Origin of the sequence: Mesorhizobium sp. M3A.F.Ca.ET.175.01.1.1 (genome assembly GCF_004791945.1) — a bacterium.
In the GTDB taxonomy this organism is placed as follows: domain Bacteria; phylum Pseudomonadota; class Alphaproteobacteria; order Rhizobiales; family Rhizobiaceae; genus Mesorhizobium.
In genome coordinates, this window is sequence record NZ_SRTP01000029.1 from 1 (window position 1) to 10,852 (window position 10,852).

Annotated in this window: 10 protein-coding genes and 2 pseudogenes; 4 read left to right on the forward strand and 8 right to left on the reverse strand. The window is 60.5% G+C overall.

The features are described from left to right. Positions 1 to 337: 337 nt before the first annotated feature. From EN818_RS30320 to EN818_RS30335, 4 genes and pseudogenes are all read right to left on the reverse strand, one after another. Positions 338 to 907, reverse strand: a pseudogene (locus EN818_RS30320) (transposase); the annotation flags it as partial. A gap of 414 nt (positions 908 to 1,321) precedes the next feature. Continuing rightward, positions 1,322 to 2,437 carry an amino acid ABC transporter permease gene (locus tag EN818_RS30325; protein WP_135906186.1) on the reverse strand — a complete coding sequence of 372 codons (1,116 nt, stop codon included), beginning with the start codon at positions 2,435 to 2,437 and terminating at the stop codon, positions 1,322 to 1,324. Continuing rightward, complete coding sequence (locus tag EN818_RS30330) at positions 2,434 to 3,609, reverse strand: ABC transporter permease subunit (protein WP_135906187.1); 1,176 nt, start codon at positions 3,607 to 3,609, stop codon at positions 2,434 to 2,436. Before EN818_RS30330 ends, EN818_RS30325 begins: the two co-directional genes overlap by 4 nt. A gap of 17 nt (positions 3,610 to 3,626) precedes the next feature. Continuing rightward, positions 3,627 to 4,655 carry an amino acid ABC transporter substrate-binding protein gene (locus EN818_RS30335; RefSeq protein ID WP_135906188.1) on the reverse strand — a complete coding sequence of 343 codons (1,029 nt, stop codon included), beginning with the start codon at positions 4,653 to 4,655 and terminating at the stop codon, positions 3,627 to 3,629. A 407-nt stretch (positions 4,656 to 5,062) separates the two neighbouring features. Here EN818_RS30335 and EN818_RS34085 point away from each other — a divergent pair, with 407 nt between their 5' ends. The 3 genes from EN818_RS34085 (at position 5,063) to EN818_RS30345 (ending at position 7,960) form a co-directional block, all read left to right on the forward strand. After that, the gene (locus EN818_RS34085; protein WP_245518925.1) at positions 5,063 to 5,443 is read left to right on the forward strand and encodes a hypothetical protein; all 381 of its coding nucleotides are present in this window, start codon (positions 5,063 to 5,065) and stop codon (positions 5,441 to 5,443) included. Next, positions 5,368 to 6,225, forward strand: coding sequence for an IS110 family transposase (locus tag EN818_RS30340; RefSeq protein ID WP_348631426.1), 858 nt, complete (start codon positions 5,368 to 5,370; stop codon positions 6,223 to 6,225). The genes EN818_RS34085 and EN818_RS30340 overlap by 76 nt, the downstream gene beginning before the upstream one ends. Before the next feature lie 709 nt (positions 6,226 to 6,934). Further along, positions 6,935 to 7,960, forward strand: a complete 1,026-nt coding sequence (locus tag EN818_RS30345) for an IS110 family transposase (RefSeq protein WP_135906189.1) — start codon at positions 6,935 to 6,937, stop codon at positions 7,958 to 7,960. Positions 7,961 to 8,191: 231 nt separating this feature from the next. Here EN818_RS30345 and EN818_RS30350 read toward each other — a convergent pair. The 4 genes and pseudogenes from EN818_RS30350 to EN818_RS33310 form a co-directional block, all read right to left on the reverse strand. After that, a pseudogene (locus EN818_RS30350) lies at positions 8,192 to 8,631 on the reverse strand (transposase); the annotation flags it as partial. Further along, on the reverse strand, positions 8,621 to 9,058 hold the full coding sequence (locus EN818_RS30355) for a site-specific integrase (RefSeq protein WP_135906190.1): 438 nt from the start codon (positions 9,056 to 9,058) through the stop codon (positions 8,621 to 8,623). The pseudogene EN818_RS30350 and the gene EN818_RS30355, both read right to left, overlap by 11 nt. Continuing rightward, a complete protein-coding gene (locus tag EN818_RS30360) occupies positions 9,055 to 9,906 on the reverse strand; it encodes a tyrosine-type recombinase/integrase (RefSeq protein WP_135906191.1) in 852 nt (283 codons plus the stop codon). The genes EN818_RS30355 and EN818_RS30360 overlap by 4 nt, the downstream gene beginning before the upstream one ends. Beyond that, on the reverse strand, positions 9,906 to 10,202 hold the full coding sequence (locus EN818_RS33310) for a tyrosine-type recombinase/integrase (protein ID WP_210237133.1): 297 nt from the start codon (positions 10,200 to 10,202) through the stop codon (positions 9,906 to 9,908). The genes EN818_RS30360 and EN818_RS33310 overlap by 1 nt, the downstream gene beginning before the upstream one ends. 195 nt (positions 10,203 to 10,397) lie before the next feature. On the opposite strand from EN818_RS33310, the gene EN818_RS33315 reads away from it, so the two are divergent. Continuing rightward, positions 10,398 to 10,852: FAD-dependent oxidoreductase (locus EN818_RS33315; protein WP_135906192.1), on the forward strand; the 455-nt coding region annotated here is incomplete at its 3' end.

Sequence of the window (10,852 nt, forward strand, 5' to 3'; positions counted from 1 at the left end):
CTGACCCAAAGGCACTATCCAGGCTTCAAAACTGTCCGGTTTTTAATCGGAATCGCGTCCGGTCAATTCTCGGAATCGCGTCCGGCTTTTGATCGGAATGCCGTCCGGTAAATCGTCGGAATCTGCAGTCTGGCTTGACGCGCGCCGACATAGTGACGAAGAATATGCGCCAGCTGACCACCGCGATGAGGGCGACGAACTTCGCCAGCCTCTCGGCGGTCTCGAGCCTCGCCTCCTCGGCACGGCAGCCGGACTTCAGGTACGCATACGACGAAGGCCGCATGATTGGCACACGCGCGTTGGCGCTGCGGGCTCTATGATGGCGTTGCGTGAAGGGTCAGTCCGCCTGCTGAAGGCGCTTCCATTCCCAGGGCAGTAGTTCGTGCAGACGCGAGGCGGGAAGATCGGCAATGCGGGCCAGGGCGTCGGCAAGCCAGGCTTTCGGGTAGACTTGGCGAAATCGGCCCAGCGCCTGAGCATGTAGTTGATCGGCTTCAGGACCTCGGAACAGCGCGAGAGGGTATCGCGCTCGCGGAGCAATCAGGCGTGGGTGTCGTCGAGAAGTGGTTTGCTCTCCTCCTTGGCGCACGGCATACCGCTCGTCAGCGCTGCGGCCGTTGATGGCGCGCTCGATCTCGAAGAGCGCGTCGATGCGCCTGACCGCCTCCAGCGGGATCGGGGAGACCGGTTTGCCATTCCTCTTGCCCTCGCGGGCATTCTTGTCGATGTCGGCCAGTTCGAAGAAGCCCCGCCGCGTATGGGCGAAGCAAAATGCCGGCGTGATCGGCAGCACCTTCTTGTGTGGGTCGAACAGCGGCTCGAAGCCATTGTAGCAGTCGGCCTGCAAGATGCCGGCGAAGGCGGCCAGATGCTTCTGTGGGTGCTCGCCACGTCGACAAGATCGGCTCGACTATGCGCGGTGAGGCGGGCATTCTTGTGCACGTTGATTCGGCGCGCTCCTGGATACCGGCAGTGTGGTAACTCCGGTCTCCTCGAACCGCCCGAATAAACAACCTACTGAAAGCTCACAGCTAGACGGCCTTGAAGCTGGTGCGTCGGTTTCACAGTGACGCACGAGTCTGGGTTTTTGGAGAATTCAGTCTCTATCCCCCTTGAGAAGCGCCCTGCCGGCGGGAGTGGGACCGGCAGGGCGCGCCACGCGCGGTTTCCAGTCGACGTACTGTACCGACCGGCGCGGCAGAGTATGACTATATGAGCGGACTCGCTCGCTCTCTAGGTTCCGACCGAAGCGCCATAATTGATCCCGCCTGCCTGCCCGATCGCGTCGGAGCGCAACTAAGTGAATGTTCTCCTGTCGCAATCAGGCCATCGCCCTGAGACGGTATCGATCAGCCTTGCGCTCGATGTGCGCGCCTAGAGAGGAAAGGCCGAAGCACAACAAGAAGTAGATAACGCCGGCAAACAAATATCCTTCCCACAGCACATTTCCCCAAGCTACGTCCCCCATTGCAAGACGAGTTGACCCCAAGAAGTCGTGCATACCAACGATCAGGATGAGTGACGTATCCTTCATCAAGGCGATGAGCGTATTTACGAGGCCGGGCAAGGCCACAATGAGCGCCTGAGGGAAAACGACTAGCTTCTCGCCGTTCCACCGCGAAAGCCCGAGTGCGTAGACAGCTTCGCGACTTTCCCGGGGCACCGCATCGAGTCCAGCTCTTATGGACTCCGCCATGTATGATGAGGTGTAGAGGCAAATGCCGACGAGAACTCGCATAAACAAGTTCGCTTCGGCGCCTCCCGGCATGAACAGAGGCAGAAGTATCACCGCCACAAAGAGGATCGAGATAAGAGGAACACCGCGCATAAACTCGACATAGACGGAGCACACAGCCCGAACAATCAGCCAGCGCGAGCGTCTACCAAGCGCCAGCAGACCACCAAACACAAACGATATCCCCATGCCCACGGTGAACAATAGGAGGCTGATCGAAAGGCCGCCCCACTGTTCAACCGGGACTACCGTCATGCCTGGAAGATTGCCGCCGAAGAGACTGAAGCCCGCCACGACGGAAGCCATGAAGACGGCGATGGCCATTGCGATCTGGTACCGCCTTGCCAGCATGTAGACCGCAACGCACCCCGAAGCGAGTACTGCCAGTGAAATATTGACCTGCCACCACAGGACGAGTGGATAGAAGCCGTAGGCCAGTTGGCCAGATTTCTGGACTATGAATACCCAGCAAGCACCTAGTCTGCGGCAATCGTGCGGGCCTGACCCGATGAAGTCCGCGTCCAGGATGGCCCACTTCATAAAGGGGACGACTAACCCGAGCAGAACGGCAAATGCGAAGAGCGTCGCCATCGTGCTGCTGCGACCGGCAAACATTCTTCGCCAGTTCCTAGTCAATGCCCGTTGTATCCCGGTGCCGGCGGGGATCTCATCCGGCATCGCGGCGCTTACTGGTTCACTCATCCCCTCATCCCCTGAGCGCTTAAGATCTTCGAGTAGGTGTGCGTCAGGGCAGCGCACAGCAGGCTTATACTGAGGTAGACGGCCGTCACAATCGAAAGACACTCGATCGCCTGTCCTGTTTGCGTAAGGGCTGTTTTCCCGAAGATGAGCATCAGGTCGGGAAAAGCGATGGCCGCCACGATCGCAGTTTGCTTGATCATGTTCACGTATTGATTCGTCAAAGGTGGAATTACGATCCGCACCGCCTGAGGAACAATTACTCGCCTCGAAATGACTCTCTTCGACAAACCAAGCGCCTGTGCGGCCTCCATCTGCCCCTTGTCAACGCTGAGAATGGCGCCCCTAAGAAGTTCTGCGATAAACGCTGACGAATAAACAGACGTGGCCACTATGACTGCTAGCAATTCGGGGATTACTACCGCGCCTCCTCGGAAGCCAAGCCCAGCTGGAGCGGGAACCTCCCAAGACCGGACCCCAACTGCGATAACGACCAGAAGCAGCAGTACGCCGGCGAGCAGCGCCAGGTCGAGTCGAGCAAGAGAGGCCGATGGACTCTTCTTAGCCACATAACGGGAAAAGAATATCGGAAGTGAGGCAACGACAGCGCCAATTGTCCAAAGCCAATAGTCCGCGACTGGGGCAGGTAGAAATAGTCCTCGGTTGTTGAGAAAGACAACGCCAGCCATTGAATAGCCTTGTCGCACCCCCGGCAGAGCAGAGAAGATCGCAAAATACCAGAACGACAGGTGTAGCAGGATGGGTGTGTTTCTGAAGACGCTGATGTATGCCGCAGCAAGCTTGGCAGCAGGCGGGCTCGACGAAAGTCGAAGGGATACTACCAGCAAACCGATTAGTGTTCCAAGGATCGCAGCTATCACGACCAGAAAGATGGTATTCGTTATCCCCACAACTAAGGCCATCCAGATTGGGCTTGAAGGGGAGAACGGGACTATCGAGAACGCAATGTCGAAGCCCGCGGGTCTGCTCAGGAAAGCAAATCCCGTCGTTATTCCACGCGCGCTGAGATTGGAAAGCGTTGTGGATGTAACATACCACCCGGCCAGCAAGAGGCCGAGCACGAGGACGATTTGGGCGGCGATGCCGCCCAGATCCTTTTGCGCCGACAAACTCAGCGCGCTTGATCTTACAGTCTGAGATTGCCGCGCGCGCATGTCGCTTCTCCGCTATGCTATTGGAAAGAAGGTGCGATCATGGCCCCGCCGTCTTTCCACAGCGCGTTCAGCGTCCTCTCGCGCGGAATGTGCACGCTGCCTTCAGGTCCGAGGTTGCGCTCGTAGATCTGACCGTAGTTGCCCATCGACTTGACAGCCTGATACGCCCAGTCGTCAGCCAGACCGAGCATCTGTCCAAACCCCCCCTCCACGCCGAGGAGCCGGCGAACCTCCGCAGACGAAGAAGGATCGACTTTCTTTTCGTCCACGTTCTCGGACGTGATCCCGAAATCCTCGGCTGCAATCAGCGCAAAGCCTGTCCAGCGGATGATATCTGCCCACCTGTTGTCCCCGTGCCGGATCACTGGCCCGTTGAGCGACCTGGAGATCGTATCATCGAGTATCACGAAGTCATCGGGCTTCTTCAAGGCTGATCGATAGGCGGACAACGTTGATCGATCCGACGAGAAGACGTCGCAACGGCCGCTCTCGAACGCCGCGAGAGCCTCATTGCGCGATTCGAACACAACGGGCGAATAGGTCATCCCATTGGACTTAAAGTAGTCCGCAATGATGACTTCGGTGGACAAGCCGGTTTGCGTGCAGACGTTCGCGCCGTTAAGATCCTTACCAGACTTTGCGCCAAGGGATTTAGGGACCATCAGCCCATGGCCGTCATAGAACATGACGAGCGCGAAATCGAGACCAAGGCTCGCATCACGACTGAAGGTGTAGGTATCGGATTGCGACAAGAGGTCTACCTGACCGGATTGCAGCTGCGAGAATCGCGTCGACGGAGTGGTCGGAACGAATTTCACCTTTTTAGCGTCTCCCAGCGCCGCGGCGGCGACGGCATGACAGAAGTCGACGTCGAAGCCCGAGTATTTCCCAGTGGAGTCGGGAGAAAAGAAACCGGGGAAATTCTCACCTACGCCACAGAATAGCTCTCCACGAGCCTTCACCTGTGCGAGCGTGTCGTCGCCGAATGCGACGCCGCTCCAGGACCCCGTCACCACCATGGTGGCGGCAAATAGTGCCTTCTTCATAAGCTTAACCTCCTTTTGGTCCAGCCTCCCGCTGGCCGGCTCTCACGACACTAGATACCGGTCGACCAGACAAGTCACTGAAAAAAACATCATCAGTATATGCTCCAGCAGCATACACCTAAACTGACCTGGATTTGGCAGCGGAGGGGTCTGAGGCAAACGACACTCTGCAAATTATAGAGAGTGCCTTGCGGCTTAGCTTTGTGGTCCCTGCGGTGAGAAACTCGATCGGTGATCGGACGTGGTTCATACCTGTCGCTTAGCTTAAAGACATTCCTACTGAAGCTTTCCAAATTAGGGATCCCGCCTCAGGTGATCGTGTCCCGCTGCGTAGATGCTATGGGGCGAGCGGCGAGGGTGTGGCATCCTTCGGCGCTGTCAAAACCACCATCAGAAGGAGGCGCCCCATGTCGCAATCTTTTGACACGAGCCGGTCCCTTACCGCTCTCGAACAGGATAACACGATCATCGCCGTCATCGAAATGAGCAAGGCGAAGTGGCTCGTCGCCGCCCTTGTTCCGGGTCTCAAGCGCCAGCCGCTGAAGAAGATCGATGCCGACGCGCCAGCACTGTTGAAGCTGCTGCAGCGCTGGCGCGACGAAGCCGGCCGGGCCGGGCATACGATCAAGCGGATCGCCGTCGCCTATGAGGCGGCCGGCGACGGCTTCTGGCTGGCGCGCTGGCTGCGGGCGCACGGCACGATGCCTATGCCATCCATCCCTCCAGCGTTCCAGTGTCGCGCGAGCATCGCCGCGCCAAGACCGATCGTCTCGACACCGAGCTTTTGATGCGTGCTTTTCTCGGCTGGCTGCGCGGCGAGAAACGTCATTGCTCCATGGCTGCGATCCCGACACTCGAAGAGGAGGACGCGCGGCGGCCGAACCGCGAGCGGGGGACTCTGGTCGGCGAGCAGACGCGGCTCATCAACCGCGTCAAGGCGATCCTCGCCCGCTTCGGGGTCCGCAGCTTCCGGCTGAGCCTGCGCCAGGCGGCGGACAGGCTGGAGAGCATCCGAACGGCGGAGGGAACGCCGCTGCCGGACAACACCCGCGCCGAGCTCTACCGCTTCCTTGAGCGCCTCAACCTCGTGCGCGCGCAGATCCGCGCCATCGAACAGGAGCGCCTGCGCCGGCTGGCGGCGGCTCCGGCTGCGGCGAACGGTCACGCGATGGTTCGCCTGCTGGCGCGGATCATCGGCATCGGCGTCGAGACCGCCGACATGCTGGTCCACGAGATCCTGTCGCGCCCGTTGCGCGATCGCCGCGCCGTGGCGCGCTATGCCGGGCTGACAGGGTCGCCAGACGAGAGCGGCCAACGCCGCCGCGAGAAAGGGCTGGCGCGCGCCGGCAATGCCCGCGTGCGGCGCGGCATGATCCAGTTGGCGTGGCGCTTTCTCCTGTTCCAGAAGGACAGCGACCTGGCCCAATGGTTCCAGGCGCGCACGAGCGACGGCCGCAAAACCACGCGCAAGACGATGATCGTGGCGCTGGCACGCAAGCTGCTGATTGCGCTGTGGCGTTTCGTCACCGCGGGCGAGGTGCCGCAGGGCGTCATCGTGCGTGCGGCGTGATGGAGGCACGGGGGAAGAGGGAGAACAAGGCACACCCCAATTGTCGGGCCCGCAGCAGGGTCTGCCGATGACGATCCGAGGTGGCGGCAACCCGAAGCTACACATGGTCCTTCGGACCGCCGGCGTAGAATGGGCCCCGCCGCCCCGGAGCTTCGCCACCGATGCGCATGCTGCATCATGGTCAGATCCCACTGCGATCTACCGCATACAAGTCTGCCGCGCGACCTTCGCGCCTGGCTCGGCGAGCTCGCCTCGGAAATCTGTCGTCGGCATTTGGCCCCCACTGGAAACGGCTCGTGCTCGTGCCGACCCGGCAAAGCCTGCCGCCCGTGCTCGTGACCGTCAAGGACAAGTCGCTTCGCGATGGGGGCCTGCGGCCCACCCTTGACCGTCACTGCGCGCGGCGGCCAGTTCGAAGCCAGTCGGCACGATAGGTGGTCGCCAATCGGCCCGACGAGGAGATGAGGAAACGAACCAGGAGCAAGCTTGACAATCATCGCCCCATACAGGTGTAGCTGGCGGCATTGGTCGCCGCGCTGTCCGGCAAGGGGCCGGGCTGATCAGCGTGCCACTGCTGGCAGGCTGATGAGAGGATCATCGCTCATTTGGCTGATGGTTTCCAGATGGGGTGGATGCCAGCCTTCTTCGACGGCATCGCAATGTGCCAAGGTGGTGTTGTTAGCGCCACAAGAAGGAGAGGCAGGCATCCATGCAGACGGTTACCATCATCGGGGTTGATCTGGCAAAGAGTGTATTTCAGCTGCATGGGGCGGCAGCTGATGGTTCTGTAGTGTTCCGCAAGAAATTGGCGCGCTCGCAGTTCCGAAAGTTCATGGCGTCCCACCCGCCATGCATTATCGCGATGGAGGCGTGCGCCAGCTCCCATTATTGGGCTCGCGAGATGGCTCGGCTCGGTCATGAACCGAGACTTATCGCGCCGCGTTACGTCAAACCGTTTGTCAAGCGGCAAAAGAACGATGCAGCGGATGCGGAGGCCATCATCGAGGCGGCACAGCGACCAACGATGCGCTTTGTCGAACACAAGACGGAGGAGCAGCAGTCTCGAGCCATTCTGTTTCGTACCCGGGAACAGCTGGTTGGTCAGCGCACTGAGTTGGTCAACGCTCTTCGCGCGCACCTGTACGAGTTCGGTTACGTCGCGCCGCAGGGCATCCGCTATCTGAGCCGACTTGAAGAGATCGTTGAGGACGAGAGCGCCAGGGTGCCGCATTTGGTCCACGATGTCTGCCGCGATCTGCTGGAACAGATCTGGCGAATGACCGGGCGCGTGGAGGCGCTGAATAAGAAGATCGATGTGTTGTCCAAGCAAGCTGATACGTCCCGACGCTTGCGGACAATGCCGGGAGTTGGTGCAATCGCCGCTCTTGCGATCGAAACCTTTGCTCCACCGATGGAAACGTTCAAACGCGGCCGTGATTTTGCCGCCTGGCTTGGGCTGGTGCCGTTGCAGAATTCAACCGGCGGCAAGCGGCTAGGAAAAGTATCAAAAATGGGCCAGCGCGACATTCGACGATTGCTCGTCATCGGAGCCATGGCTGTGGTTCGATGGGCATCCAGGAAGGGTGCGCGCGAAGGCTCCTGGTTAGGCCGCATGATGGCGAAGAAGCCGCGCATGCTGGTGGCGATCGCGCTGGCCAACAAGATGGCACGGGGGATCTGGGCCATGATGACGAAAGAGGAGAATTACCGAGATCCGGCGACGGTGTCTGCCTGATTAATCAGCGGCGCATCTGAAACTGTATGTCGGGAATGTGAGGAAGGCATGAACTGCATGGACAAATGATCGACCAGATCGGGGTCAGGAAAACCAGAATGACGCACAGAGCCTCGCGCTCGCTTTCCAGATTCGGACCTGATCCGCGTATCACCATACCGGCCTGCGGCACGTGAAAGGCCGCGACCTAAGGCCTGACACAAGACCGCACTCGATCACACGTTCAAAGGTTCAAATTCTTCCTTGCAAAACGGCTGGCATCCACACAAGCGTCATGTATCTGGCGCGCTGCACGGGCCCATTTGTCGTTCTGTTCGAGCAGGATCGCGCCGACGAGGCGGACGATGGCATCGTCATTGGGGAAGATGCCGACGACCTCGGTGCGCCGCTTGATCTCGCCGTTGAGGCGCTCGATCGATCGAGTGCAGCTTGGCGCGGTGCTCCTTGGGGAAAGTCAAGTAGGCAAGTACGTCGGGCTCGGCGTCGTGCATGATTGTCGCCAGCTTCGGCACCTTGGGCCGGATCTGGTCGGCGACGGCGCGCCATTGTACGGACGCGGCCTCGGGCGTCTCCTGGGCGAAGGCGGTGGCGATGAAAGCGGAGACGACGCGGCGCCCGCTCTTGCCGGCATGGGCCCGCACGTTCCTCATGAAGTGGACGTTATGCCGACGTCGGCCGCGCGGGGGCGGACAGCAATACATCGAGTTCCTCCTCCGTCAGGAACGTCACAAGCCGTCGCTCAAAACGCTTAGGCGGAATCGCGAGCACCCGTTCGACTGTCGCGGCGTACTCGGGATAGCGAAGGGCGGCGAACCGGAACAACGACCGGATTGCGGCAAGCCGCGCATTCCGGGTCCGCGCACTGTTGCCTCGATGACGCTCGAGGTGATCGAGGAAGTCGCCGCCACACGCGGCATCGAGATCCGGCAAGGTGACGTGCGAGGCCACCTTGGGTAGCTGCCGCTGGGCATAGGTCCGCAGCAGGCAGAAGGTATCGCGGTAGCTCGCCAGCGTATGCGGGCTTGCTTGTCGTTGTCTGATGAGGCGATCGGTGAAGAAGGCTTCAAAAAGAGCGGGGAACGTTGGGGCGGCGCTCATGGGCGGGATTCCGGCTGGGATTGTTCTGCCCGCAGCAGCGCTTGCTGCAGCAGTTCCGGCGTTGCCGTCAAATACCAATAGGTGTCGGTGATGTGGGCATGGCCGAGATAGGTTGCCAAGTCGGGCAGGTGGCGTTCGACATCGACGCCGTTGCGATACCAGCGTAGCAATGTTGTCACCGCCAGTCGGTGGCGAAGGTCGTGTAGGCGTGGCCCGCGGGAGTCATTGGCGCCGCGGAGGCCGACCTCGTGCGACAGCTTGACGAACGTCCACCGCACGGCCCATTCGGTTAAACGCGTCCCGCGTTCGGTAAGGAAGAAGCTGGCGCTCAGCGGATTCGGGCATGACCGGTCTCGGCTGGCCGCATAAATTTTGAGGGCCTGTTGCGTCGAGGGGTGAAGCGGCACATAGCGCGACTTGCCGAACTTCGTGTCGCGAACCGTCAGGACGCCATCAACGAGATCGGTGTCGTCGCGATCGAGACGCAACGGTTCGTTACAGCGCATGCCGGTCGCAGCGTACAAGCCGAAGAGCGTGGCATACGTCTGGGGGCGAAGGCCGACCGTCGACGGCAAGCGTTTTGCCGCGTCGATCAGTCGGATGATCTCTTCGTCGCGATAAATGTAGGGGGGACGATGGCCGACGATACCGGTGAGGAAGAAGGTCGGGCGGTGGCACGACAGTCCGCGGGTCAATGGCGCTGCAATCTCGGTGGTGATGAAGGTGGCGCCGGAAGCTTCCGCAAAGACAACAAAGCGCTGCAGCAACCGTCCGGACAGACGCAGCTTGTGGCCGAGGGCGCGGCGCGCGGCCAGGTACGCTTCGAGCGCCGCTTGCAACGCGCTCATTATGCGACTCCTGGCCAGGGTAGCGCAATGGCACGCAACGCCGCGATGTCGACTTTGGCATAAATCTGCGTCGTGTTCGGCTGGCTGTGGCGGAGAAGTTGACCGATTTCAACGAGCGAGGCGCCGCGGCGCAGCAGATCGGTGGCGAGTGAGTGACGCAACAGGTGCGCACCCTTGAACGCCGCGTCAGACCGGCGCGCTTGAGCGCACGATGGACGATGCAGCAAATAGTCGAAGGGCTGACAAAACTCCGTCTGGGCGCCTTTATGCGAATGAAGACGCGGCGTGTTGAGCAAGCAGGCCGATCTTCCCGCAGATAGTCGACCAAGGCGGCACCGACATCCGCCGGCAGTGGCACTCGCGCCAGCCGTTGACCCTTGCCATGCACGACGGTCTCGCCGCAATCCCAGTCAAGATCGCCCAGGGTCAGGGCTGAGACTTCGCCACCTCATAAGCCGAGGCGCGCGAGCAGCATCAGAACCGCGTAGTCCGTGCGGCCGGCCGGTGTTCTCCTGTCGCAAGGTCCGATTCTTATCCTGCAGGACACGAGCGAATTCATCTACAGCCGCACGCAGCCGGGCAAAATCGGCTTCACCAAAACCCACTCGTATCGACCTCTGGCAGCGGCACCGGCACGCCGCCCATCGCGTCTCCCCGTCAAAAACTTCACCCCAGCACCGCAGTGCTCAGGTCCTTATGGCCACCAGATACGGACGTCTGCGGTCTTCACCGGATGCGTACTGGCCAACGCCTGGCGTTTGGTAGAATGTTTGAAGGGTGCCAATCCCATCCTTGGAGACTGCTATCTCGCCTCATCTTGCCCGCAGATTGGAGTAAGGGAGAGCCGACATCCGCAAACGATCGTTAAGGTCAAGGCACGCGATATTATCGATGCCGCGATGCCGACTGATACGATCGCACTGGGTGGCTGGCCCATGGAAATCCA